Origin of the sequence: Actinomadura syzygii (genome assembly GCF_008085905.1) — a bacterium.
Classification (GTDB): domain Bacteria; phylum Actinomycetota; class Actinomycetes; order Streptosporangiales; family Streptosporangiaceae; genus Spirillospora; species Spirillospora syzygii.
This window is the reverse complement of the sequence record NZ_VSFF01000016.1, coordinates 95,161-120,425: the sequence shown is the minus strand read 5'-3', so window position 1 is coordinate 120,425 and position 25,265 is coordinate 95,161. Positions and strand designations below refer to the sequence as shown.

Sequence of the window (25,265 nt, the reverse complement as noted above, 5' to 3'; positions counted from 1 at the left end):
GTGGCACACCAACGGTGCGATCATCTGCTCGTGCATGAGTTCACCCGCCGCACATGCGGGTGTCTTTGTAGCCACTGAGCGCGTCAACCCGTCCACCTGGGGCAAGGCGTGACCGGTGACCGTGCACCCGCGTTCAATACCCACCGACGGCTGCCGGACGGGAATGGTTTCTCAACGCCCGTTCCGACAAGTCAGATGCCGGGCGGCGACCTTCGCGAGCAGCCCCGTCAGCTAGCCGCAGAGCCGAAGGCCGTCCTCGGTCAAGGCGTCGGCCGGGACCCGCAGGCCGGGCACCTGCGGGTCGGCCGCCCAGATCTCCGTAAGGTCGCGGTAGCGCCCGTCGGACTTCGCTGTCCCGTTCACCGCGTAGGTAGCGCCGTCCACGGTAATGGTGACCGCCCCGACCCCGTCCGCTCCGTCGCACCGAAGCGTCCCAGCAGGGACGGTCAACGGCCACCGGTCGCCATAGTCCGCCCGGCTTACTTCCCGAGTCTTACCCGAGCCGCCGCCGGACCCGCACCCCGCGAGGAAGACGACCAAGGACACACCGAACAGGACCCCGACCCGATTCACGAGCAACCTCCGCAGCAGAGAACAGGCAGGCATCATCGCCGCCGCAGCCGCGCCCTCGCAGGTGATGACCGGTTGCGGCAACCTCTGGTCCCGACGACGCGGTGGGACACCGCGCGGGCGGTGGACGGAGTCGCGTTCTGTCGGACCTTACGGCGACAATGGGGCGTCCCCGCCCGAAACCCCTGCCTCTCCGAGGAGTCATGCTGTCGACCGCTGCGCGCCCGCACCCGCCCGGCACACGTGGGGAAGCCCTGCACCAGCCGCCTCCCCATGACTCCCGAGTCCGGGTGACCTCGACGGCAAGCTTCGGCTTCACAGCGGGTTCCTGATGGTCGTGTACGCCACGGTGGCCGGCCTCGCCGAGTTCCTGGTCGGGGTCCCGGTATGGCCCGGCGCGAAACGGCATCTGGAGCAGGCGTCCGAAGACGTCGACGAGTTGCTCACCGGCGCGGTTTACGCGGTGGACGCCAACGAGATGCCCACCGACCCGAAGGCGGCAGAGGCGATCAAACGCGCCACCTGCGCCCAAGCCCACTACATCAGGGAGGGCGGGGACGAGACCGGCGGCCGGGCGAGTATCACGTCGGTGGGCGTCGGGTCGATCAACTACTCCCGCAACCAGATGATCAGCCAAGCCAAGCAGCGGCGGCCCGCCAAGTACGGCGACCGGGCGCTGACGATTCTCAAGTCCGAGCGGCTCCTGCCCATCAACGCCCGAACCTACTGAATACTGTCACCCCACTTGGGTGGGGCTTCGATGTGCATTCTTATCAACTCCTGTTGAGTTTTCGTTTCGTAGTGCATAGCCCTTTCCAGGTTCATTTCGGCTGCAATCACTTCGCCGACCAGATCCCCTCTTTCGTGGCCGCCCTCCCGAGCCGCTTCTAGCTTCGTATGGGCGACTAGTAGGCGGGCCTCAAGGTCCTCCCTTATGAGTCTTGCACGTTCCTGCTCTTCAAAGAGACGCTCAAGGGTTTCTCGATAGGCACTTTCGTTCGCCCGCGAGTCCAAGTCGTGGGCCTGTTCGATCGTCTCTTCACTAACCCCGGCGTTGATATGTGTGTTCGCCAACGTAAGGAATGAGCGGACGTTGACGAGGTGAAAGGGCTGGAGTGCGTGCTCCCAGACCTCGGCCGCGAGTTCAGGGCGGGGGAGCGAGGAGGCGCCGTCCTGCTGCTTGACGACCCAGTCGTCCTTCTTCTCGTTGGTGACGAACAGCACCGGAGCCTTCCGGCGTACCGTCTCTTCCAGGAGTTGGACCCACAGGACGTAGTCGCCGATGGCATCCTCGGGGTCCTTGCCCGCTGCGTCGGCGTAGCCGGGCGGGATGCGTCGCTCGAACCGGTACGCGGCCTCCTCGCGAACCTTCTGCATATCGGGTAGCGGAGGGCCGACCCGACCGCGGAGCAGCGTCTCCATCTCGCTCAGGATCGGGTCGCCGTCCCGGCAGTCGGCTGGCTTCAGCTCGAACTGGTACGACTCGGCGGCCTTGTCAATGATCTCCTGCTGCGCCTTGGCGAGGATGTCCGTCAGTTCGGTGGCGCGTTCCTTGCCCAGGCCCCGGCGGCCGCCGAACTCCTCGATCTCGCCCCTGGCCTTGGCGAACGGACTGGTGAGGTCCTTCTTCAGTTTGGTGACGGCGTCGGCGCATTCCCTGATGACCGTGGGTCGCCTCTTGAGGAACTCGTCCGCGACTCGATGCGGTATCCAGAGCCGGTCTCCGAGTAGGACAAGGGTGTGGAGGAACTCGGCGCGGCCGGTTGGGTTCAGGCGGTAGGCGTCGAACAGGGCGTTGGTGTCGAACACCACCATACCCTCGGTCAGGAACCCCTTGAGCTGCTCGCTGGTGGGCCGGGAGTGCCACGGGAACAGCTCGCGCAGGGACGGAGCGTCATCGGTCACACCGCGAGGGTAGAGCGCTGTACTACCCGCGCGCGCAGGGTTTTCCGGCGACAGGCCGGTCCCGGCCGAGGAAGGAGGCTCGATGCTCCCTCTCATCACCGCCGACCACCGGGTACGGCAACTCGGTCGCCTACGACTGGGGGCCCGGAGCCGCGCGGTCCACCGTGGAGGCGTGCGTCCAGCCCGCGGGCTCCGGCGAGAACACCGACGGCGGCCGCGACAAGGTGACCGTCCGGATCCGCGTGTGGCTACACCGTCGGCCCCTCTACTGCTGGACCGACGTCGTCCGGACCGAGAAGGCCGCTTACGAGGCGGCGCCCGGAACCACGGCCCAGCGAAACGAACCTCCTGCGCCGCCCCGCTCAGCCCCCGTCTCCGAGACCGGGCACACTCGAGGGCTTTAAGACCTGGGACGAGTGCGCGCTCCAAGCCCCGCCCTGTGGCGCAGAGGGCGGGGCCTGGAGATTGTGCGGCCGTTCGTCCTCCTGCTCTAGTGGGAGGCCAAAGAGGCGAAAGGCCGACCCTGGTTTCACGGAGTCGTCGCCCGCGGGGCCGCCACCCCGCGCCGCCACGCCATGCCGCCGATCACGGCGGCGCCGATCCCCGCCACGATAATGGCGCCCATCGGATAGGCGACCATCCGCCGACGTGACGCACACGCCTGGTCAACCGAATCGAACGCCGACTGGGCCTTGCCGAGCAGTTCCACCGGGAAGTCGGGGCCGAAGTCGGTGTTCAGGATCTTCGGCTGGTAGAGCGAGCCGCAGTCGAACTTCTCGACCGACACCGGCACCCACCCCAGCCACGACCCGACGAACGCCAGGGCGATGCCCAGCGGCAACAGGCGATGCATCCCCGCATCCCACCCCACGCCGCCCCCGCTTGGCGCACGGATACGCCACCCCCGGCCTGATCCGGTCAACCACGCCCGTCGCACCCCGGCTGGCGGGCCGGCAACCGGGGTGCCCCGCGCAGTGCTGACCGTTTGGGAAGGACGCCGAGGTCGCGCGGTGCGACCGCTGAGAAGGAGGCGGTGTTCTGCTGCCCGATCTGTTGGGCACTGGGATCGATGATCGGGGTGGCAATGGGTCGCTCGGAGAGCAGAAGATCTTGGGCGACGAGTTGTACCACGTCGTGTGGTACAGCCCGGATCTCGCTATGACCTGCGGAGAGAACGCCTGTCGGGTGGGCGTGGCAAGCTGATCTGTACCACATCGCTCTTCTTTGGTGGTACGCCGTTATGGCTGGTCAGGCAGGTGGTTCGGCTGAATGTGCCACGAGTACCACGGTTCTCGGGGAATTTATATACGCGTGCTGTGCATGCGCGCCCGTGCGGGGATGCGGAGATAACGACAATGTGTACCCCTATTACTTTCTCTTAAATAAATGGTACAAGTGGTACATGGGGTATGTATCTCTGAGCTGACCTGGGCGAATGGGTGTACCACTTCAAATTTCGATCTGGTACGTGAAACAGAGCCCGACTCCTAAATTCCCGACCTGACCTGGGGAAACGCACGTACCACTTCATGTGGTACACGCCGGACAGACCCGCACCGGGTATCTGCGAGCGACCAGACCGTCGGGCATCGGAACTCCCGCCTCTGACGGAGGGCCCGCCAGGCCCGGGCGGCTGAGTCTGGGCGGCTGAGTCTGGGCGGCTGAGTCCGGGCGGCTGACGCCGCCCCCGGGTGCGGATGGCGCGCGAGCCGCTGACGGCCCGCGCCCGTCGCCTGCGGCACCTGCCCGGTGCCGGGCGTCCCCACATCACTGCGCGTGCCGATCGGGCGATCCCGCCCGCCGACGGCCACGGCCGCTGACGCGTGCGTCGTCCCAGCACGCATCATTCGACTCCCATTCCAATGAAGGCATAGAAGGCGTTCGAATGATTGCTGTAGGTCATTCGAGTGTCTTATGGTGAGGATCTGTGCTCCATTCGAATACGAGAGCCCGTCGGCTTCCCACGCTTCGCCGGCAGGCCTCTCGCCACAACGGGGGCGAGACGACCCATGACAACTCCCGGCACTGGCGACAGCGTCCCTCAAGGACCCGGCGCAGCCGGATCGGTATCAGCGCCGACGTCGGCACCGGCCCGCAAGAGCCCCGACACCCTTCTGGCCGATGTCCTCGACCACTTCGAGACCAGGTCGGCGGCCCCGGCATCGCAGAATCTCATCGTCGCCTATGTGACAAGCGAGTACCTTTCCCGGCTGGACCCCGACGACCCGCCTGGCCCGCAGTTGCTCGAGCAGCAGTTGCTCGCCGCCGGCAACGCCGTCATCAAGGCCGAGAACGCGAAGATCCCGCAGAGCGACGGCAAGCTCGGGTTGGCCAAGCATCTGGCCTGCTGGCAGGTCGCACAGATACTCCTGACCTTGCACCATGTCATCCGGATCGCACCGAACGCCAAGGACACCGACCGGGAATACGACCTGCTGGCGATGTACCGCGCCGACGGCCCTGGCCGCGGCACGTACACCGGGAGCGAGGACGACGTCCGCACGACGGCCCGGCGGTACAACACCCAGTTGTCCCTTAGCGACTTCAAAGAGGTCCTCGCCGTCCTGCGGGAGGACGCTCCGCGGACCCACCAATGCTCGCACCGCGACCTGGTGGCCGTGGGCAACGGTGTCTTCTTCTACGGCACCGAGAACCGCGACGTGGTCATCGACGGAAAACAGTTCTCCTTCCGGGCCAAGAGCCTGCACTCCTTCGACCCGGCGATCGTCTTCCTGGCCAAGAGCCACGTCGACTACGTCGACAACGCGCCCAAGCAGGTCATCGCCCACCCCGTCGACCGGACCGTCTGGGACATCGAGTCCTGGATGAACGAACTCTCCGACGACGAGGGCGTGCCCGAACTGCTCTGGGAGATCATCGGCGCGATCATCCGCCCCCACGTCCGGTGGGGCAAGACCGCGTGGCTGTACTCCGAACAGGGCAACAGCGGCAAGGGCACACTCTGCGCCCTGATGCGAAACCTGATCGGCCCGGGATCACACACCTCGATTCCACTCTCCGACTTCGGCAAGGACTTCGCCCTCGAGCCGCTGGTGCGAGCCAACGCGATCATCGTCGACGAGAACGATGTGGGCACCTTCATCGACAAAGCGGCCAACCTCAAGGCCATCGTCACCAACGACGTCATCCAGATCAACAGGAAGCACCGGGTCCCGATCGCCTACCAGTTCTTCGGCCTGATGGTCCAATGCCTCAACGAGTTCCCCAGAGTGAAGGACAAGTCCGAGTCCTTCTACCGCCGACAGTTGTTCGTGCCGTTCTGCAAGTCGTTCACCGGCGTGGAGCGCACGTACATCAAGGACGACTACCTGCAGCGCAGGGAGGTGCTGGAGTATGCGCTCTGGTACGTGCTCAACGAGGCCGGCGCCGCTTCGCCGGGTGATTACTACACGCTTTCCGAGCCGCTGGCGACCCGGGCCGTTCTCGCCGAGTACAAGGAGGTCAACGACCCGGTCCGCGCATTCTGGGAGGAGTTCCGGGAGCGCTTCGCCTGGGACCTGCTGCCGTTTCCTTTCCTGTATGACCTCTACAAGGTCTGGTTCCCGCAGGTGTCACCGTCCGGCTCGCCGGTATCGCGTCAGCAGTTCGTCTCAGGTCTCGTCGGCATCGCCCGCAACGACCCCGAATGGCACTGCCCTGATAAGAACCGCAAGGTCCGCCCCGGCCAGATGATGGCCCGTCCAGAGACCCTCATCGCCGAGTACGAGCTCAAGACCTGGTACAGCCCGAGCTACAAGGGTTCCGATCCGGACAAGCTCTCCCGGCCGATGCTCCAGGCCAGCTACCGCGGCCTGCTGCGCCATGCCATGACGAGCGCCGCCGCGTCCACCGCACTTCCCGACGAACGGGACTAAGGCCCATGTCTCGAATGCCCCGCCCCCCTCGCGGCCGCCCAGGGACCTCACCCAGCCCCGTCCCGCTCTGACGAGACAGGCGTGCTCCTCCCCGAATGACCGAAAGCGAGACCCCATCATGGCGACCGAGAGGACACCCGTCACGGCCGGGTCGGCTCTGTTCACCTTCTACGACATCGAGTCGCTGTCGAACGTCTTCAGCGTCTGCGCCTACACGCCGCGGCGCGGCGAGGGGCTCGACGAACTCGAGGTGTTCTTTCTCGTCGACGACGACCGGCTCGCGAGCGGCATCGAGGCGCGCGCCCTGGACGCTGCGATCAAGGGAAGCAATCCCGGCCTGCCCGCGGTGCGCATCGCCCACCACGATCTGCGGACCCCGCGGGCCAATCTGCGGCTCGCCCGGCTGATCGGGCTCTCCGACGCCGAACAGGTCAACGACCCCGGCCAAGCCTCGTCCTACCCGGCCGATCTGCGTCCGGTCTGTGACACCGATCCGGGTTTCGATCAGGCGCGGCACCCCTACCTCGCCGGGTACAACTCGCTCAACTACGACACGACGATGTTCGCGCTCTACCTGTCCGAGGTCTTCGCCGACGTCGTCGACCATCGGATCCGCGTCGGTCTCGCCCGCGGCCAGCTCGCGCAGGCCCGAACGCCGCAGGATCGCGCCGACGCCGAGCAACTCCTTCGGGCCACCGAGGCCGTACGCCCGTCGTTCCAGCCGGTCAGGGCCGCTGCGCTGCGGGCGCACAACGACGCCCTCTTCTCCGACAAGCACAGCAGTTACATGCCCGGCTACCTTGGCTGGCAGAGCCCGGCCGGCAGGATCCGCCGGGCCATGCTCCACTCCGGCCGGCACCTCGACGTCGCCCGTCTCAACGAACTGCAGGTCAAGGTGAGCCTCAAGCGGCTGCTCGGCATGCTCGGGCACCAGATCAAGGAGTCCGAAAAGCTCAGCCACGACACGGTCATCGCCACCCCCGACGAGCTGTACGAGCTGCTGGCCTACAACGTCTCCGACTGCCTTGGCCTGGCCCGTCTGTTCGCCCATCCGACCTACTCCAGCGCCTTCGACCTCAAGGCCGGCCTGCTCGCGCAGTACTCCGAGACGGTCTTCAACCGCAACGGCACGGTACGCCGGGACCGGCTCACCATCGACTCGTCCTCGGCGAAGTTCGTGGCCAGGATCCTCGCGCCCTACGCCGCCCTCGACGACATCGACGCGGTCTCGTTCCGCTATCCGGCCAAGGAGGTGGCTGCCGAGCGGGGCATCGCCCAGGTCAACGTGCTCGAAGAATGCCGGACGTTCTTCTACGAGCAGATCGCCGACCCGGCGGCCCGAGCCCGGTTCGACCGCGTCTACGACTACTACCGCTCGATCGAGGGGCAGAACTTCAACGACTCCGCCAGGTACGCCCAGCTCCACGGGCGTGCGGCGCAGACGCTGGGGGAGATCCCCAAGGAGCCGAACAACCTGCCGTACTTCTTCGCCGACGGCTCACCCTCGTCATGCTTTGTGACCTTCTCCACCGGCGGCATCCACGGCGCCGAGGCCGACATGACCGTATTCGCCCGCGAGCAGGGCGCCTACATCGACCACCTCGACATGCTGGTCACCGCACGCGGCGTCTTCCCGCACGCCGGGGACTTCGTCGCCGAGGCCAAACGCCAGCACAACCTGCTCGCGCTGCCCGACGGCACCGGTGTCGACAAACGGCTGGTGCTGCTCGGTTCCGATCCCGAGAAGGTGAAATACCGCAAACCGAAGAAGGACGATCCCGAGCAGGCCGAGCAACTCGCCCGCGCCCAGGCGCACGTGCCCGACCCGGCGGACCTGCTGGCAACGCGGCGCCCCAACAGCCAGGCACTCGACGTCGTGCTCGACGACGGCCGTGTCCTGGACGGCAAGGCCGTCCTGGCAAGGACGGCGCCGACCTCGGCCGCCTACCGCGACGAGCCGGCGAAGAAGTACCCGGTGCTGTTCCCCGCGCAGGACCCCGAGGGCAGACGCGGCGAGGTCGACCTGTCGACCAAGCTCCACCCGAAATACGCCCACACCTCGGTAGGGCACGTCATCCACGAGGACTTCACGAGCTACTACCCGAACCTGTTGCGCAACATGCGGGCCTTCTACAACCCCGAACTCGGCGAGGACCGTTACGCGCGGATCTTCTTCGACAAGGAACGCTACGGCCAGGAACTGCAGCGGCCGGGCATCTCCGAGGACGAGCAAGCCCGGCTCGCCACGCTGCGCGCCGGGACCAAGCTCATCCTCAACGCCGCCTCCGGGGCGGGCGACGCCGCGCACGAGACTCCGATCCGGATGAACAACCGGATCATCTCGATGCGCATCATCGGCCAGCTCTTCAGCTGGCGGATCGGACAGGCCCAGACTCTGGCCGGCGCGCGGATCATCTCGACCAACACCGACGGCCTGTACTCGCTCGTCGACGGCGCGTCGGGATTCGACGCCGAGACCAACAATCGCGTGCTCGCCGAGCAGCAAGAGGCGATCGGTGTCGAGATCAAGCCCGAACCGATGTTCCTCATCAGCAAGGACTCCAACAACCGCCTGGAACTCCTCGACCCGAAATCCGGGCCGGTCGCCGTGCCGGACAAGAAGATCCACGCCGCCAGCGGCGGCACCCTCGCCTGTCACGCGGGCCCGACCCCGACCAAGTCGCTGGCCCATCCCGCCGTGATCGATCTCGCCCTGGCCCGCTACTTGCAGACCGTGGCCAGCAGGGGAGAGGCGGCCCTGTCCGAGCCCTTCGACACCAGCCTCGGGCGCAAGATCCTCGGCGACGCGCTCGACGTCGAGGACCCGGTGACCACGGCGCTGCTGTTCCAGAACGTCATCGCAGCCTCCCGGGGATCGATCACCTACCCCTTTGCCGCTGACCCGATCAACGCCCCTACGAGCACGGTCGGTACGAGCACGGGCAGCACGAGCACGGGCAGCACGAGAGAGCCGACGACCCAGGACACGATCCCGATCACCGGCGCCAGGCCCCTGCAGATGGTCAACAGGGTCCTCATCGTCCGCCCCGGAACACCAGGTGCCGTCAGCCTGCACAACGCCGGTGCCTGGAAAGTCCCTGCGGCCAGCCGAGCCCGGCGCCGGAAGGACCCGGACCTGGCGACCGTCGAGCGCGACGCGACGGCGGTCAAGATCCTCATGTCCCACGGATGGGCCGCCGACCGCCAGGCCGCCCGGCAGCAGGGCCTGACGCTGCTACCGGAGGACCAAGACGTCGTCACCCGCCGGATCAACGGCATCGACCCGACGTGGTCGCTGATCGTCTGCAACGATGATCTGCGCGCGCTCGACCCGGATCGTCTCGTACGGCTCCTCGACTTCGTCGATCTCGAGGTCTACACACACATCCTCGCCGAGACGTTCACCAAGAACTGGAAGAACGCCTGAGATAGCGCATCAGCGCGGACCCGGCAGCCCTTTCGAACGCATCGGAAACCCAGGTTGGATCGCACAGGCCAACTTTATAAGCGGTCCCGGCACATGTATTCGCACACTCATGGCATAAGCAATAGAATCACGTCATAGCTGAGGCGGAGAGGTGATCGAAGCAGTCTTGTGGCTCTGGCCGGCAAGCATCGAAAAGGAGGAGAAAAGCATGTCGAACGCCACGCTGCCCGTAGGGGTCGAGGGCCGCGCCACCTCCTACGAGGCTGCGGACAAGGCCGCTATCGGTGCCTCCATGGTCCGCCTCGCCGTCCTGGAGCCTGCCCCCGCCCACGGGCCGCTCACCCGCCACGAGTTGATCAGCCGACACCACCGGCTGCCTGTCGTCGAACCGGATCCTCCCAAGGCGTCCGGGGCCGTCATCCGCACCCGCCCGCGGAAGCTGAGGCATCTCGGTCTCATCGGCAATCAGCCGAGGAAGGGCCAACCCGGCTTCGACGATTCCGCCGAGCACTGATCGCCGTCGACCTCTACGCGCCCGCGACAGACATCACTGACGACGACCAGGAAGAAAGCGACAACAGATGGAAGCCGCGCGATACCGGGCATGGCCAGATGGGTCACGTGCGCGCGTCACCGACGAGGCTCGAGCGGCGATGAACGAGGCCCGACACCGAGGGCCCCCCAGTACGCCGAAGAGCGGCCCGGATCGGGTCTACGCGGTCGACAACACATCGAACGGCCTGCGCGACGTCATCCTGTGCGAGAACGATGACCTCAGGGGCGTCTACTGGCCCACCCCGCCCCCGACCGAGAGCCGGGTCGGATCATGATCCGGCCCAGAGGCGGCGCCGTCCTTGAAAGTGTCATCGAGAACTATCTGCTCGATCAGTGCCGTAAGCACCGCTTCCTCTGCATGAAGTTCGTCTCGCCGGCCCACGACGGCGTGCCCGATCGGATCGTCATCACACCGGGATGCACGGTCTTCGTCGAGGTCAAAGGCCAGGGAGTGGAACCGACCAGACTCCAACTTCGCCAGCACGCCAAGATGCGCCGCTTCGGGGCCCATGTCTACGTCGTCGACGACCGCCCCGGCGTTGACGCGCTCATGGACGATCTGGCTGCCCATCGGCGATCGGACCAGAAAGCAACCTCATGGCCTTCGGACGGCTGACGAGCAAGGACCTCACCGTCTTTGACCAGAGGGCCAAGGAACTCATCCTCGACGCGATCGCACAGGGCTGCACCGGCCGGATCTCGAGCAGGGGACACTGCATCCTGCGCAACAACAGCAATGAGACCGCATCCGTGCCGCCCAACATGAGCTCGCGCAACCGGTCGTCCCAGAATGTCAGTGCCCAAGTGCGCCGCCTTCTGGCAGCGCACCGCCCGGCCCGGAACGACGCATCGGCGTCAACGGTCGCGGCCGGACGACCAGAGCGGATCACCGTAGCGCGGGCATTCGCCGATCACGGGGTTGCCTTCTCCTCCTGGCTCGACGAGCGCGCGTGCGATCTCCCCGCTGACGCGGTCATCGACGTACGGCTAGACGAGACCGGCCAAACCGTCTTTGAGTACACCGCTGCACCGCCCGAGACACTGGAGATCGCCCCCATGAACAGCACTGCGCGCGCGGACGCCGAGCTACCCCGAACCGAGGACTCCGCCACACTCCGGCGGATCCGCGAAGCACTGGGCGAGGACCCCAGGATCGCCGAGTTGAGCACCCGGGTTGAGGGGCTCCAGGCCGAACTCGACCGGGAAAAGCGCCGGGCCGACGAGGCCGAAGCCCGGATCGCCCTGCTCAAGGAGGCCCTCGGTGTCTGACCGAAACCCGCCCACCCGACCATGAAACGAACGACGGCCCACATGCCCTGGAAGAGAATTGGCGCTCTCTGCCTCAGCGAGTGCAGCGCCGATGGCTCAGCCTCAGGCAACGACCCCGTTCCTCGCCCAATGGGCCGAGTTCGTCGTGCAACGAATCAAGCCGCCTACGACGACGGAAGGAGGGAGTCGACCCGGTTCGACGCCTCCGATGACCAACATGATCAGCGCCTCGCCGCCGACTCCGTCGCTCATGCCGCACCAGGAGCAGGCCGTCGACTTCATGGTCGACCACCCGTTCGCCGGCATCTGGATCGAGATCGCCGGCGGCAAATCGCTCAGCACTCTCACGGCGCTGCAGCGCATCCGCCCGCTGGGCCACATCCTCGTCATCGCGCCCGTGGCGATCGCCCGCTCGACCTGGTTTGACGAGATCGCCGCCTGGCAAATGCCCATCCGCACCCAGTCCCTCATCGTCAACGAGCGCGACGTCAAGCTGCCGAAAGCCAAGCGCCTCGAGTTGTTCCAGCGAGTCTTTACCGATCCCCCGACGATGTACTTCATCAATCAGGAACTGATCTCCAGGCCCCCGCGGCGGACCTGTGCTGACTGCCAAGGGCTCGGCGCCAAAGGCCGAGCCTGCGTGCACTGCCAGACCGGGCTCGTCGACCAGATGCCGATCCAGAAGATCAACGGCCACGACACGATCGTCTGGCCCTTCCCAACCGTCATCATCGACGAGGCGCAGGAGTTCAAGTCGCATGCCTCGAACCGATTCAAGGCGCTGGCGAAGGTCCGCCCCGCCATCACTCGGCTCATCGAGTTGACGGGCGCGCCTGCCCCCAACGGCCTGCACGACCTGTGGTCGCAGATCTTCCTGCTCGACCAAGGCCAGGCCCTGGGCGCGAACATCACGGCATTTCGCGAGCGTTGGTTCACCCCGAAGATGCTCCCCGGTCAGACCATCCCGGTCGACTGGATCCCCAACGCCGGAGCGGAGCAAGAGATCCACCGGGCGATCTCGCACCTGGTGATGAGCGCGGAGAACACCAGCGTCATCATGCCGCCCGAGCCCGTGCTCGACGACGTCAAGATCACCCTCGACGCCGATCTCCTCACGACGTACCGGCACTTCAAGCGCGAACTCGTCCTCGACATCGTCAAGACCTACACCGACGAGAACGGACAACTCGCACAGACCGTCGCGTCGATCATCGCCGACAACCAGGCGGTGCTCACCAGCAAACTCATGCAGTTCGCTTCTGGCACGCTCTACACCTCCGACCCGGACGACCCGAGCACGGCGGGGCAGTACGAGGTCATCCACGACGAGAAGATCCGGGCCACCGAACGGATCATCCGCCGCGCCGCTCCCGAGCCGGTCCTTGTGGCCTACCAGTTCAAGTCGGACAAGGAGCAGCTGCTTGCCAAGCTCTCCGCGGCCGGCCTCGGAATCGAGGCATTCAACGGCTCCCGGGACATGGTCTCCCGCTGGAACAGGCGCGAGATCCCCGTCATGCTCATCCACCCGGCCTCGGCCGGCGCGGGGCTCAACCTCCAGCACGGCGGTTCGCACCTGGTCTGGTTCACCGTGCCGTTCTCGCTGAACCACTACCAGCAGACGAACGGCCGACTCCACCGCCCGGGCCAGCGAAGCCGGGTGACGATCCACCGGCTGCTCACACTGGGCACCCAGGACATGCGAATGCCGGGCGTGCTCTCCGCCAAGGCCGAAGTCCAGGCCGATCTCATGCAGGCCGTCAACGTGTCCCAGACGCTCGACGCGGCCCTGCTCGCCGAACTCGCGGGCGAGACCAACGACGACCTCAACCAGCTCTGGCACGAGCGGTTGTGAATCCTCACCGGGCTGCGCCTCCGCAGTCCGCTGAGGATTCACCCCGGCCTCGGCACATCGTTCCTGCACCACCGCCACACCGAGTCCGAACACATGGAGGGTGCCATGAACAAGGCCCACGAAGACATCGTCGGAGAACGCACGATCGCCGACCATCACGTGGTGATCCGGTGCATCACCTGGAAAGGCACCAGCCGCCGCAGCTTCGACATCCTCGACGCCGAAAGCCACGACGAGCTGACCGACGAGTCGTTCGACGAATGCCCGACCGACGAGCAGATCAAGGACGTGCTGGCGGGACTTGACCTTGTGGCGCTTGCCGAGGGGCGAGAGTTGACTCCCGAGGACCTCGACGAAGCGGTGCATGAGACCGCAAGCCAGCGAGCCTCTGAGGTGAACAACGGTGGTCTGGCGGTCCAGATCGACTATCTGATCGACGCCCTAGGCCCGAAGGGTGCCCGGTCGGTCATCGAAGACTGCGGCAAGAGGTCGGCCTAGTACCGGTCCTTCGCGCCCAGGCGCCTATCCGGCCATACGAAGGAGAAGACCGATGGGAAACTGCAGGGTCGGCGCCGACGGCTGGTGTTCCCAACACGGGTGGGACTGCGCAGAATTCCGCCTGTACCAGCAGGAGCGGAGCACGAAGACAACCCAGAGCACCATGCTGCCCGCCGAGGAGCCACCCGGCCATGAGTCCGGCTCCGCCAAGAGCCGCGCTGAGGACATTTAGCACTCTCTCTGTGGATCAGTGCGTCGGTCATCCCTGGGGGCTGGCCGCCCGCCGCGCCGCCGAACAGGTCGGCGAGCTCTGCCCGCAAATCACCAGCAACCAGATCATGGCGAAGTTCGGAAGGTTCTGCTTCTCCCGCGCCTTGCCGCGCGCGCTGCCGGCCGAGGAGATACCGCGGTGGTGCAAAGGCGAGGTGTCGCCCTAGAGAAGCGTTTCGGCGAGGCCCTCGCCTGGGCGGCGGGTCGGTGCACGGGCCACGACGTTGGGCGGTGGAAGCAAACATCGCCCGTGGGCTGGTGGCTTCATCCCGTCTCTGCGGAGAGGCAGCGATTCGAGTGGGGTCGGCGGTGCCGACCCGGGGGCGGGGCTGTTGGGGGTCGCCGGTTTGGTCCTGCGCGACCCGCAGCGCCAACAGCAGCGCGGCCGCCTCCCGGAAGAGTCCACCGCCGACGGCGCCTGGTCGACTGCCCGGTCGGCGGCGATCATCTCAAGAATCCGCGCTGGTCGTTGGGGACCTTCCGGGAGGGCGTCGTAGCGCCCTCATCGTCGAGGGCAGCCTGCCAGTGCTGGCCCCCGCCGGCGTCGACGCCCACCCAGATCTGTGTCCTCGGCTCGCTCAACCGCCCTGCTCCGTTCCGGGATGACCCGGATCGTCGTGGTCCACGGAGCACTCGCCACCAGGTTCTTAGTCTGCGATATCTCTGCAGCCCCCAAAGCGGCCCGAGCGCGGGGGACCTGGCGGGCTCCTCTCAAGCCATCCCAGGCGCAAACGACCCCCGGCCATACCGGCCCTCCGGGACCGCCGACATACTTAGGGGAACGATCATGAAGCTTGCCGACCTGCGCGCCCTGCCCGTCGGCGCGCCTCTGCTCGCCGGACTCGCCGCCGAGCCCGTCGTCCTGGCGGGATTCACCCCGCCCGGCCCCGGCCGCCGCTACACCACTGCCCGCATCCTCACCGTCCTTGGCGACGAGCGTGACGTCCAGCCGCGCCTACTGGCCCCCGCGCCGCCCGCCAGCCGTCCTGACACGGTCGTCGTCCGGCCGGACCTGGCCGGGCACACGATCACCGTCGAGCGGATCACCGCCCGCATCTGGCCGCGTCTGGGCGTGGGACGGGGCGCGGTCGGCCAGTTCGCTGTGATCGAGCGGCGCGACGGCCACCTCGGCAAGGTGTGCTGCATCGCCAGTGACCTGTGGGGCGGCGGCAGCATCGAGACCGCTGCCGATTCCTACGCCCGCGACTACGGCGCGACGTATGTCCCCGCCGGAGGCGCGTGATGATCGCCGAGCGTGAGGCCAAGATCCGCGAGTACCTCGCCTACGCCGCGGCGGGCAACGACACCCCGGGAGACGTCTACGCCCGGGAGTTGCTCGCCGAGCTCGACGCCGCTCGCGACGCGCTCCGCCTCGCCGAGGCCGACGGCGACTCCGCCCGCCGCGACCTCACGGGGGCCTACACGGTCCTGATCGGCGTGATGCCGGGCAACCGCCCGCCCTCCACGACGGCCGCCGCGGAGAAGGCCGCGAAGATGATCCGCGACCACGTCGCCGAGCGCGAGCGGATCGTCGCCGACGAACGCCGCCGACGCGCGACGCACGTCCGGCAGATCGAGGCCGAGCGGGACACCGCCCGCCCCGCGCTCGCAGCCGCGATCGACCCGTGCACAGCACCCCCCTCCCGGGCCCCGGTCGTCGAGGACGAGCCGCCTGAGAAGGGACCGGAGGAGTACACCCCGCTGACCACCTACCTCGACGCCGTGATCGACGCGCTGATGGCCGCCGGACTCGGCGTCCGCGACAACCTTTCCGACGAGCACGGGCCGTTGCTCCTCATCGATCTGGACCCGGTCTCGGCCGTCCGGCAGCCCGTCATGGACTGGACGCCAGCCGCCGGGTGGCGGATCGCGATGAAACACCGAGGCAGGATCCGCCCCAGCACGATCCGCTATCTGGCCGCCGGGCCCGTCCCGAGCCCCACCGAGGTCGCCGGCCGGGCACGCTCGTGGCTGAACAGCCCCCACGCGCTCACCCGAGCGCTACCCAAGTACGACACGTCACACTGGATGGACGCGGCCCTCGCCCAGGCAATCCGATGACCGTCGCGCAGAACGCGATTCCGACCGGTGCCGTCGCCGTCCAATTCACCAAGGACGAGGCGGCGGCGCTGGTCGAGGCCGCCTCTCGTGCGGCCGCCGCCAAACTCACCGAGGTCGTCCGACTCGGCCAGCGTCCCGACGGCGCGTTCGCCACCGAGGCCCACGACCTGGCCGCTGCCGTCCGCAAGTCGGAATCGCTCGGCGTCGTTGCGGGCCTGGAGATCCACGCCCGCCGCGGCCCGACACCCGAGAGATACGGCTCATGCCGGTATGAGCCCGGCTGGAACCGGGCACCGACTGCAAGCTGTGCGGCGAACCCGTCGACAAGGCGGTCACGGAGATTTGGACCAGGGACAAAACGACTGCGCATGGGACCTACGTCCGACGAGATTGCCATCCAACAGGCCAGACATCAGGCCCCTGGAAAGTTCCCGGGGCCATTTCGAGCCCAAAAAAGAGCGAATGAAATAGTTGCACGGATACTTGACTCCGAGGCGAAGGAGCGCCTGATGGATCTAGGGACGAAGAATCCTGGTGTCGCACGGTTTCGCGCGATCTCGGCATTGGGACAACGTGACGTGGCGTACACCAAGGCCAAGCGGGAGTTCGACAACGCATTGGCCGCTCTTCCGCACCGTCACAGTGGTATGGCACCTAAAAAAGAGCAAAGTGATCGCGTGCAGGCGGCGGACAATGAGCGAGCTCGGCTTTGGGACCGACTGGCTGCTCTGTTCGATGCGGAGCTGAACAGGCTCGGTACTGCCGACCCGGTGATCATGGGCGAGATCGCAGACCGGATCATCTCACAGATGTAGCTCGCTTGAGGACGTGAGTCGTAGGCGTTCGCGCCCGCGAAGCTTCGACCCACGAAGGTCTACGGCGGGCTGCGGCCGACTAACCTGAGAGGACCGAGTATGACCGCTGCGATGCGGCCCTCCGGCACCCGGCACGCGCTTTGCCCGTGTCATCAGTATTAATAGACCGAGCGCATCTGAGACCTGACTGCTCATCGATCCAGCCGAGGAGGAAACCTCCGTGCGCGACTTCGCTCCTAACCCCGGCGCGCGGAAACGCCACCGCAGTCCCGAGCCTCCGGCCCAACCCAGTCAACCGACCTACACCTTCACCGAGTCGAACAATGATAATGGCGACGAGGATCCGATGGTCGCGACGCTCCAATCGAGCATCGCAGCGAACCTGGCCCCACTCGGCATCACCAGCATCTCCTTTGCAGAAGACGACGAAATGATCGACGCCCGCGCACGGATCAGGAACAAGGAAGCCGGATACAAGCACATCAGTGACGGCTCGCACGACCGCAGTCTATGCGGCTGGACAATCGCAGCCGCTCCCAGGACGAGCGCACCGATCTGCCCCGTGTGCGAGTTGCTCGACTGCTGAACGCACCGGCCTCCCACCGAGAGGTCGAAGCATGACGTCGCGCACCAGTCTCCGCCCACACGGATGCGGCCGACTTCACTCGAAGAGACCGCCAGGCAGGACCGCCTCAACCTCAGGCGCTCAGTACGACGACGTTTCGGTCCTCACTTCGGCGGTGGGGCCCAACCCGTTCAGTGCTCGCTCGGCGCCGTCCGCTCCCGCGGGACCACGCGCCGTCGGCGCCGAACCGCGCGATGTCGGCGTAGCGGCTGGAGGCGATGTGGGCAGCGACCCCGACGCCCCGCGTTCTACTCCGCGCCAGTTGACGCACCACTCTCCTGCGGCCCGAACCGGCACCCTCAAAAGAGGGTTTCGGTGGCCTTCCGGTGTGACAACGCGATTGACACTGCCCCCTTTACAGTACGAACCATGCTGACTGAATTCCTGAGCGCCAGCCCTATCTGTCTGCGTGCTCCAGGAAGGATGGCCATACCTCTAGCGCCGGGAGCCTCGTTGCGCGTCGTCGATGACGCAAGCACTATCGACTTTCGAACCCGCAAGCTGGTGTTGCCCAGATCGCGATCGCTCGCGGACCGCTGCGAAGGCCGGCGTCTATTGCGCCGTTCACCGGCACATCAGGTCACCGTCTTGGGTGAGCCGCCGTGAACACCGTCTGGTTTCCGTGTGAACCTACATGCCAAAAATGATCCCGACACTCATGGCCGGTCGCAAAGGCCGACGAGGTCAGGAGCCACATGCCCGCGCAAGCTCCTCCGATGAATCATCGCTGGCCTTGCCCGAACGAACCACGACAAGGAGCGTCGATGAAGCCCACCTCTGAGAGCGTCACCGGGTTCGACCAAGCCTGGAACGCCATGCGTTGCTATGAGGCGCGTTCCCGTGTGAACGACAAGATGGCCCGAACCATGTTCCTCAACGACGAGCGCATTGCTTTCGTCCACGTCGACAGCTCCAGCCGGCCCGATCACATGGTCCTCACGGCCTTCGGCGGCAATGGGGCCCGGCTCGGTGTCGAAACGATCTGCAACGACGACGGAGGCGGCCTCGACCTCGCTCCCGAGTTCAGCCACCGCCCCACCCGCCCCGTCGTCCCCGCGGTATCCGATCTCGACCAGGTCGGGGAGGACGGGTGGATCATCGCCATGAACGCGCTGCGGGCCTACGACGCCGACGCAGATCGCCGAAAGACTCAGAAGACAATCGTCGTCGCCCATCTGCAGGACATGGTCAAAGACGGCGAGGCAAGGTGCTTCCTCTTCGGTGAGAGCCTCATGGCCCCCGAAACATCCGTCGCGGACCAGCCAGACATCGATCCGCCGGGCAAGCCGTAGCCACAGCCCCCCGCAGGACATCAGCCCCGTCGGCGTACGAGCGCTGACGGGGCTGATCTCGCTTCTCCGACCGCCCATCGACGGAAAGCGGGATCTCGCATGTCGACCATCAACAGATGCCCGACCGCGGCCCGTGCTTCACCCGCGATGGAGCAGGGCCCCAGCGCAAAGCGGGATCGCTCACAACGAACCGCCCTGAATCCGGTGCCGGACGGGGGCGATCGTCGGAGTCGAACGCCAGAACATGAGGGGCGGGCATCCGTCGTCGACGAACGGACGAGCAGGGCGCTGGACCGGGCACCGGCCGACCTCCCGGGTGAGGCGCCGGGGGTGTCTGTGGGCAGAGGACGGGGGAGCGGACCGACTGACGTCGGTCCCGGGTGCTGTCTCGTGGCGCGGCTGAGCCGACGACCACGGACGGGCCGACGAGCCACCGGAAGGTTCGCCAAGCTCGCACCGCTGAGCGAGGACAGTGATGTGGACCTTCTCTTTGGGTGTGGGTTCTGCATCCCCGGCCCGATCGCCGTCATCGGTGCAACCGTCGCCCTGGTGGGCGCCGCGACCGGTGTCATGCGTCCTGCCCTTGCCCGCAAAGCCACCAAGGTCGGGATTCCGACCGGAGGGGGGCCTGATAACCGGGCTCGTCCTTCCGCAAACGCCGAGACGATGCCGTCGCCGCCAAGCGTGTGGACCAGGCCCCAGCGGACGAAGATGCCGCCGCCGACGGCCGTGACCCCTGCCACCAGTCCGGCCCTTTGCCGTAACCCATGGGTCCACTCCGTGTGACTCTGACCGCCGTCGCCAGCGAGTCGGCCGAGAGAGCATCCGGATCAGGCCTGTTGATCGTGTCCGCCCTCTCTTCAGCTTCCTCGCGGCAATGCCATCCTCGCTCATTCAAATGACCTGCCTGTCTATGCTACTCATAAGCGAGGCGATCTTGACGAGACGGCAGTAGAGGGCTAGTAGACTTGATTCTCAATGGACCCATAATAGACATATGAAAGCTCACGGAAAGAGCATCGCCATGGCCAACTACTCTGTCTCAGCAGACCAGCTGACCGAGGGCGAGGTCGTCCTCATCCGCGGAAAGCTCGGCTTCGCCCGCCTCACCCGCCTGATCGACGGCGCTGAGCTCCAGGCCTCCGACGTCCGCCGTGCCCAGAACGGGATGAACCCCGTCGGCAAGCCGCACACCACAGCGACGATCACCCAGGCGGAGGTGGTGCCGAAGGATCCGGCGAGCCCCACCATCGAGGAGCAGTTCGTCGCCGAGCGCCGCTACAGCTCCAAGAAGCACCCCGAGACCGGGCTCAACTACTCCATCGACTCCAAGGGCCAGACCCTGCCGGTCATCGCCATCCCCACCGACACCGCCGGGCAGGTCATGCAGGACGACTCCGGTCATGAGCTGGCCAGCGGCCTCGACGTCACGCTCGTGATGCGGGTGTACAAGCCCAAGGGCTACAGCAACCGGGGCCTGTCGCTGGACCAGGTGATCGTCAACGAACCGGTGCGCTACTACACCTCGAACGCCAACACCGAGGAGTTGGCCGCACGCGGCATCGTCTTCGCCGTTCCTCCGCAGCCGATCCCGGCCCGCCAGGGCGCTGTGAACGACCAGTCCTCTCAGCCTGCGGCTGCTCCCGAAGGCACCGTCATCGACGAGAACGGCTTCGCCCTTCCGGCTCCGGCCGGAGTGCCGGTGCCGCAGCCCCAGGAGGCCCAGCCCGCCCAGGCTCCTACGGCGCAGCCCGCACCGGTGGCGCAGCCTCGGGCGCCTCAGGTGCAGGCCGCGCCTATACAGCAGGGTGCGGTGCCGCCGCCGACCGCCGCTCCTGCGGTGCCACAGGAGGAGTCCATGGAGGACAAGCTCGCCCGGCTCATGGCCGAGAACGAGTCGCTCAGAAACGCCGGCTCGGCCGTCGGCGCTCCGCCCGCCCCCGCCGGTCCCGACAACCCCTGGGAGGACTCCCCGGCCGCCCAGCAGGCCGGAATCACCCCCGGACGCTGAGCCCGGCACCGATGACACGGCCCTCGTATCGCGCGCCGGTGCGGGGGCCGGGCCTTTCCACCGACTGTCCTTGCCTGAAGGATCCTGATGAGCATCGTCGATCCCCGCGCGTGGTTCCCTGATTTCTACACCAACCCGGTGATCGCGATGCTGTCCGAGGTGCCCCGGTGGACCATCTCGGGCTGCCTGGCCGACGACCTGGGCGACCCCGGCGGCCCGAAGAGCACGCGCAAAGCGCCCATCGACATGCGCCAGTTGCTCGACGGCGCCGACCCCTCCGGCCGCCGGTTGCGCGGGGCCTGGTCCCTCGACGACCTCTGCCTCGTCACCCTCGAGGAACTCACCGAGAGGATGCCGAACGCGGCCAACGTCGCGTACTACCTCAGAGCCCAGACCGACGGTGTCCTCGTCATCGACATCGAACCCGATTGCCCGGCCGAGCTCTCGGCCGAGCTGCTGGCGCTACCGGAGGTTGTCTACGCGGAGTTGTCCATGTCGGGCCGAGGCTTTCACGTGATCGCGCCGATACCGGCGAATTTCCGGGACTTGCCGGTGGCCGCCGGCAAGCGGGTGCTGCGGGAGGAGCACGGTTGGTACGAGATCCTGCTCGACCACTGGGTGACCTTCACACGCCGCCCCGTGCCTGAGGGCGTCCCCACTGTCGCGCCTGGCCTGGCATCAGCACCAGCCGAGCAACGACTCACCTCGGTAGCCGAGGTCTACGCCGCCCTGGCCGAGAAGGCTCGCGCCTGCGCAGCCGTGGCGAGCACGATCCGCACGACCCTCGAGGTTCCCGATATCGCGATGGCCGAACGCATCGTCAAGCAGACCATCACCGTCGTCGAGCCACGGCTGAAGACGATCGAAGACTTCCACGGCGACACCTCCCGCTGGGAATTCTCCGTCCTCAACGCCCTCTACCGAGAAATGCTGGGCCACCTCGCCCAGCACATCAACTTCGGCCTGTCGTACTCGGCCAGTGATAAGGCCTGGCTGCTCTACCAGGCGGCCGTACAGGTTCTGCCCGCGCGCCCCAAGCACAACGAGCGCCGCAACGGCAGGCAATACCTGCTCGATCGCGCCGCAGCCATGATCGCTGGCCGGCAACCGCATGCCGACCGGACCTGAGCCCATCGCCGGCACCCGCACCTGTCTTCACGACCGAACATCCACGAGCAGAAATGGCGGCAGACATCATGCGCTTCAACGACACCCTCAAGGAAGTCATTCGTCAGGACCTTGAGATGGGCATCGTTCCCGCTCTCATGGGAGAGCCGGGCATCGGCAAGTCCTCCTTCGTCGCCAGCCTCGCCTACGAGATGAGCACACAGGCGTTCGTCCTGCCCTGCAACCAACTCGCCGACAAGGCCGACCTCACCGGCGCGCGCCTGGTGCCGACCGAGAACGGCTCGTTCAAGCAGGTCTTCTACCCGCACCACGTGATCCAGGATTGCATCGACTACGCCGAGGCGAACCAGCGCGAATGGCCGATCTTGTTCCTCGACGAGATCAACCGGACCACCGCCGACGTCACCTCCGGCGCACTGACGCTGGTGACCCTGCGCCGCATGGGACACGTCGAGCTGCCAAAGAACGTGCGCATCCTCGTCGCCGGCAATGACAAGGGCAACGTCACCACATTGGACGAGGCGAGCCTGTCGCGCTTCTCGATCTACCGCGTGGAGCCCGAGGCCCAGACCCTCATCCAGATCCTCGGCAACGAGCTCAACCCCTGGGTGAAAACGGTCCTCACCAAATTCCCCAACCTCGTCTTCCAAAAGGCGACGCCGACCATCATCACCGCCGACGGCAACGATGACGATGACGACGCCGACACCGCGAGCTTCGCCGACCTTTTCGAGTCCGGGGAGGAGATGAACCAGCTCACCACGCCGCGCACGATCGAGAACCTGTCCCGCTGGCTGAACAAGACCGATCGCAACCAGCTCGGCCGATACCTGGCCATGCAGACGACGATCGGCGACCGGGAGACCTCCGTCCTCAACGAGGTCGTCGAGTCGCACGTCGGCAACACCTCCTTCGCCGTGCAGGTCGTCTCCACCATCGCCGAGGATCTCGCCTCCGGTAACGGCCAGGCCGCGGCCCACCACGTCGTCGTGCCACAGCCCAACTGCTACGCCGACCTCAAGGCAGCCGCGACGATCACCGACCTCACCGACGTCATCGGCAACCTCACCGACACCGAGAAGTCGGGATCGCTGCTCTACGCGCTCAAGGAGCACGCGGACAACACCCGCCTCATCGAACAGCTGGCCGAGGCGACCCGCCAGATCGAGGCGGCTCACACTCGGACGTTGTTCGAGATGGTCTCCGCCCAACAGGCCGACACCCACAACGTCGAGGCCTTCCTCAACAGTGGCGCGGCCGTGGCCGAAGCGGTCAAGCCGATGCTCTCGGCGTTCCTGTGACCACGACGACCACGCACCTCTAAGAGGAGGGCGACTCAGCCATGACGATCACCGTCACCAACCAGAAACCGGCCGTGCTCGATGCCGTGCACACGATCACCTGCAAGGGCGACTACGACCCGCTGCCCGCGATCGAGTCGGCCATCGTCGATCCGCTGCGCACGCCGCTCAACCCCGGTGCTCCGGTCGCGATGGCCGACGCCCAGGGCAACGACATCACCGGCGACATCGGCGCTCTGCTCATGCACTGCCTCGGCGCGACCGCCGATCCGGCTGCGGAGCAGACGATGAAGGAACTTCTCGGGCAGACCCTGGTCGACTTCGACCAGGCGACGCCGCTGCCAGTGGGCGAGCTGTTCGCCGTCCAGGCCGGGCGGCGGTACAAGATGCCCGCGCCCGGCCCCTCGGTGATCTACACCGCCCGCGACGACGTCATCCCAGCGGCCAAGAGCCTGCTGTCGGGTTCTGGCGACGGTGAGGCGTTCTTTGCGAGCCTGGCCTACACCTACCACCCGAACACCCTCGGGTTCTGGTTCCAGTCCAACGCCGCATTCGACGATTTCAAGCAATGGCTGGGCCGACAGACGCAGGCGATGAGCTCCGCCCTACCGCCGGACACGACCAAGCTGCTCGGCGATTTCGCGAACCTCTCGCTCACAGGGCTCACCGAATCGCTGCTGCTGCGACAGGACGACACACAGGGCAACCAAGAGTTCTCGTTCGCGCGGCTCGTCATCCACATGCTCATGACCTACGTCCAACAGCAGCGTGCGGCACGGCAGGCGAGCACCGACGTCGTCGGCGTCCTGCCGTTCACCGTCGGCGAACTGTTCTGCCCACGGTCGCTGGTCCTGGTCAACGCCGAGGCCCATGCCCGAGCGAGCGCGTCCAAGGTGACCAAGGAGTGGAAGCTCCTGAACCGGTCCCTGACCTCGCCGATCAAGGTCGTCTCGCACCGGAACCTGACAAAGCTGACGACCCTGCAGCGGGCCACCGCCCGCGCGCAGGCCATCGCCGCCAAGCAGCAGCCCGGCAGGCCCGGCAGCCGTTCGGCCCAGGTGAAGTTCCGCAGGCAGCCGCCGTCGAAGATCAACCTCTTCGGCGCGATCACCCGGGTGCTGCGACGAATGGGCAAGGTCAACCGGTCGCAGAACGTCTTCCGAAAGTCCAAGACGACCTTCCTCAAGACCAACCGCCGCGACCCCGACGACTACAACAAGCCCGGCCGGATCACCTCGGTCGAGTACATGCCCGACCTGCACGTCTACGTCGACACTTCCGGGTCGATCAGCGAGGCCAACTACCAGGAGGCCGTGCTCATGCTCATCCGGATCGCCAAGAGACTCAACGTCAACCTGTACTTCAACTCCTTCAGCCACATCCTCTCGCAGGAGACGCTGCTCAGGGTGGAGAACAAGTCGGTCACCCAGATCTGGAAGGAATTCCGGAAGGTGCCGAAAGTCACCGGCGGGACCGAGTACAAGCAGATCTGGGACTACATCGGCGCCAGCCCGAGCCGGAAACGCCGGCTGAGTCTGGTCATCACCGACTTCGAGTGGTCTCCACCGAGTACGCGCGAGGAGCATCCCCCCAACATCTACTACGCGCCCTGCTCGGCCATGGATTGGAACGACATGGTCAGCAACGCCAAGGAGTTCGCGCAGCGGATGAAGCACATCGATCCGGCGATCCACCAGCGGCTGCTCGGCATGGTCGCCTGATCACCCTCCCCACGGCGGCGCCGCCCGACTCTTCGAGCGGTGCCGCCGGGCGCCGACGCCCGCGTCCTCCTCGACCGGCACCCCTATCTG

General features: G+C 66.5%; 21 protein-coding genes. 18 read left to right on the top strand and 3 right to left on the bottom strand.

Going from position 1 to position 25,265, the window contains the following annotated elements; genetic code table 11:
* Positions 1–231: 231 nt before the first annotated feature.
* Complete coding sequence (locus FXF65_RS37420; protein WP_246199370.1) at positions 232–606, bottom strand: DUF2511 domain-containing protein; 375 nt, start codon at positions 604–606, stop codon at positions 232–234.
* Positions 607–901: 295 nt separating this feature from the next.
* Between FXF65_RS37420 and FXF65_RS37415 the strand changes: the two genes are divergently transcribed.
* Complete coding sequence (locus tag FXF65_RS37415) at positions 902–1,300, top strand: head-tail connector protein (RefSeq protein ID WP_148354859.1); 399 nt, start codon at positions 902–904, stop codon at positions 1,298–1,300.
* On the opposite strand, the gene FXF65_RS37410 is transcribed toward FXF65_RS37415, so the two are convergent.
* Complete coding sequence (locus tag FXF65_RS37410; protein ID WP_148354857.1) at positions 1,294–2,475, bottom strand: PIN-like domain-containing protein; 1,182 nt, start codon at positions 2,473–2,475, stop codon at positions 1,294–1,296. The two genes, FXF65_RS37415 and FXF65_RS37410, sit on opposite strands and share 7 nt — an antisense overlap.
* 529 nt (positions 2,476–3,004) lie before the next feature.
* Positions 3,005–3,328 (bottom strand): hypothetical protein, encoded by a 324-nt coding sequence (locus tag FXF65_RS37405; protein WP_148354855.1) that lies wholly within the window; start codon positions 3,326–3,328, stop codon positions 3,005–3,007.
* Positions 3,329–4,661: 1,333 nt separating this feature from the next.
* Between FXF65_RS37405 and FXF65_RS37400 the strand changes: the two genes are divergently transcribed.
* The 17 genes from FXF65_RS37400 (at position 4,662) to FXF65_RS37320 (ending at position 25,175) form a co-directional block, all read left to right on the top strand.
* Positions 4,662–6,350, top strand: a complete 1,689-nt coding sequence (locus tag FXF65_RS37400; protein ID WP_222868944.1) for a DNA primase family protein — start codon at positions 4,662–4,664, stop codon at positions 6,348–6,350.
* A 118-nt stretch (positions 6,351–6,468) separates the two neighbouring features.
* Entirely contained in the window at positions 6,469–9,777 is a 3,309-nt protein-coding gene (locus FXF65_RS37395) for a hypothetical protein (protein ID WP_148354851.1), read from the top strand.
* Between the two features lie 151 nt (positions 9,778–9,928).
* Positions 9,929–10,291: a hypothetical protein gene (locus tag FXF65_RS37390; protein WP_148354849.1), complete on the top strand. Its 363-nt coding sequence runs from the start codon at positions 9,929–9,931 to the stop codon at positions 10,289–10,291.
* A gap of 312 nt (positions 10,292–10,603) precedes the next feature.
* A complete protein-coding gene (locus tag FXF65_RS37385; protein WP_187412732.1) occupies positions 10,604–10,948 on the top strand; it encodes a VRR-NUC domain-containing protein in 345 nt (114 codons plus the stop codon).
* Entirely contained in the window at positions 10,930–11,601 is a 672-nt protein-coding gene (locus FXF65_RS37380) for a hypothetical protein (RefSeq protein ID WP_148354847.1), read from the top strand. The genes FXF65_RS37385 and FXF65_RS37380 overlap by 19 nt, the downstream gene beginning before the upstream one ends.
* 217 nt (positions 11,602–11,818) lie before the next feature.
* Positions 11,819–13,453 carry an SNF2-related protein gene (locus tag FXF65_RS37375; RefSeq protein WP_148354845.1) on the top strand — a complete coding sequence of 545 codons (1,635 nt, stop codon included), beginning with the start codon at positions 11,819–11,821 and terminating at the stop codon, positions 13,451–13,453.
* A 105-nt stretch (positions 13,454–13,558) separates the two neighbouring features.
* Positions 13,559–13,951: a hypothetical protein gene (locus FXF65_RS37370; RefSeq protein WP_148354843.1), complete on the top strand. Its 393-nt coding sequence runs from the start codon at positions 13,559–13,561 to the stop codon at positions 13,949–13,951.
* 242 nt (positions 13,952–14,193) lie between these two features.
* The gene (locus FXF65_RS37365; RefSeq protein ID WP_148354841.1) at positions 14,194–14,388 is read left to right on the top strand and encodes a hypothetical protein; all 195 of its coding nucleotides are present in this window, start codon (positions 14,194–14,196) and stop codon (positions 14,386–14,388) included.
* Between the two features lie 620 nt (positions 14,389–15,008).
* The gene (locus FXF65_RS37360) at positions 15,009–15,464 is read left to right on the top strand and encodes a hypothetical protein (protein WP_148354839.1); all 456 of its coding nucleotides are present in this window, start codon (positions 15,009–15,011) and stop codon (positions 15,462–15,464) included.
* The gene (locus FXF65_RS37355) at positions 15,464–16,282 is read left to right on the top strand and encodes a DUF6292 family protein (protein ID WP_148354838.1); all 819 of its coding nucleotides are present in this window, start codon (positions 15,464–15,466) and stop codon (positions 16,280–16,282) included. The genes FXF65_RS37360 and FXF65_RS37355 overlap by 1 nt, the downstream gene beginning before the upstream one ends.
* Entirely contained in the window at positions 16,279–17,097 is an 819-nt protein-coding gene (locus FXF65_RS37350) for a hypothetical protein (protein WP_148354837.1), read from the top strand. Before FXF65_RS37355 ends, FXF65_RS37350 begins: the two co-directional genes overlap by 4 nt.
* Positions 17,098–17,317: 220 nt before the next feature.
* Complete coding sequence (locus FXF65_RS37345) at positions 17,318–17,683, top strand: hypothetical protein (RefSeq protein ID WP_148354836.1); 366 nt, start codon at positions 17,318–17,320, stop codon at positions 17,681–17,683.
* 803 nt (positions 17,684–18,486) lie between these two features.
* Complete coding sequence (locus FXF65_RS37340) at positions 18,487–19,014, top strand: hypothetical protein (protein WP_148354835.1); 528 nt, start codon at positions 18,487–18,489, stop codon at positions 19,012–19,014.
* 1,024 nt (positions 19,015–20,038) lie between these two features.
* The gene (locus FXF65_RS37335; protein WP_148354834.1) at positions 20,039–21,025 is read left to right on the top strand and encodes a hypothetical protein; all 987 of its coding nucleotides are present in this window, start codon (positions 20,039–20,041) and stop codon (positions 21,023–21,025) included.
* 87 nt (positions 21,026–21,112) lie between these two features.
* Entirely contained in the window at positions 21,113–22,153 is a 1,041-nt protein-coding gene (locus tag FXF65_RS37330) for a hypothetical protein (protein WP_148354832.1), read from the top strand.
* Positions 22,154–22,206: 53 nt separating this feature from the next.
* Positions 22,207–23,454 carry an AAA family ATPase gene (locus tag FXF65_RS37325; protein ID WP_222868943.1) on the top strand — a complete coding sequence of 416 codons (1,248 nt, stop codon included), beginning with the start codon at positions 22,207–22,209 and terminating at the stop codon, positions 23,452–23,454.
* A gap of 41 nt (positions 23,455–23,495) precedes the next feature.
* The gene (locus FXF65_RS37320; protein WP_148354830.1) at positions 23,496–25,175 is read left to right on the top strand and encodes a vWA domain-containing protein; all 1,680 of its coding nucleotides are present in this window, start codon (positions 23,496–23,498) and stop codon (positions 25,173–25,175) included.
* Positions 25,176–25,265 lie beyond the last annotated feature (90 nt).

Bases quoted from the DNA above. Each gene is read 5' to 3' on its own strand.
- FXF65_RS37385 (WP_187412732.1), top strand. From the start codon at position 10,604: ATGATCCGGCCCAGAGGCGGCGCCGTCCTTGAAAGTGTCATCGAGAAC.
- FXF65_RS37355 (WP_148354838.1), top strand. From the start codon at position 15,464: ATGATCGCCGAGCGTGAGGCCAAGATCCGCGAGTACCTCGCCTACGCC.
- FXF65_RS37350 (WP_148354837.1), top strand. From the start codon at position 16,279: ATGACCGTCGCGCAGAACGCGATTCCGACCGGTGCCGTCGCCGTCCAA.
- FXF65_RS37330 (WP_148354832.1), top strand. From the start codon at position 21,113: ATGAGCATCGTCGATCCCCGCGCGTGGTTCCCTGATTTCTACACCAAC.
- FXF65_RS37375 (WP_148354845.1), top strand. From the start codon at position 11,819: ATGATCAGCGCCTCGCCGCCGACTCCGTCGCTCATGCCGCACCAGGAG.
- FXF65_RS37335 (WP_148354834.1), top strand. From the start codon at position 20,039: ATGGCCAACTACTCTGTCTCAGCAGACCAGCTGACCGAGGGCGAGGTC.
- FXF65_RS37405 (WP_148354855.1), bottom strand. From the start codon at position 3,328: ATGCATCGCCTGTTGCCGCTGGGCATCGCCCTGGCGTTCGTCGGGTCG.
- FXF65_RS37380 (WP_148354847.1), top strand. From the start codon at position 10,930: ATGGCCTTCGGACGGCTGACGAGCAAGGACCTCACCGTCTTTGACCAG.
- FXF65_RS37415 (WP_148354859.1), top strand. From the start codon at position 902: ATGGTCGTGTACGCCACGGTGGCCGGCCTCGCCGAGTTCCTGGTCGGG.
- FXF65_RS37360 (WP_148354839.1), top strand. From the start codon at position 15,009: ATGAAGCTTGCCGACCTGCGCGCCCTGCCCGTCGGCGCGCCTCTGCTC.
- FXF65_RS37325 (WP_222868943.1), top strand. From the start codon at position 22,207: ATGGCGGCAGACATCATGCGCTTCAACGACACCCTCAAGGAAGTCATT.
- FXF65_RS37370 (WP_148354843.1), top strand. From the start codon at position 13,559: ATGAACAAGGCCCACGAAGACATCGTCGGAGAACGCACGATCGCCGAC.
- FXF65_RS37340 (WP_148354835.1), top strand. From the start codon at position 18,487: ATGAAGCCCACCTCTGAGAGCGTCACCGGGTTCGACCAAGCCTGGAAC.
- FXF65_RS37320 (WP_148354830.1), top strand. From the start codon at position 23,496: ATGACGATCACCGTCACCAACCAGAAACCGGCCGTGCTCGATGCCGTG.
- FXF65_RS37420 (WP_246199370.1), bottom strand. From the start codon at position 606: ATGCCTGCCTGTTCTCTGCTGCGGAGGTTGCTCGTGAATCGGGTCGGG.
- FXF65_RS37395 (WP_148354851.1), top strand. From the start codon at position 6,469: ATGGCGACCGAGAGGACACCCGTCACGGCCGGGTCGGCTCTGTTCACC.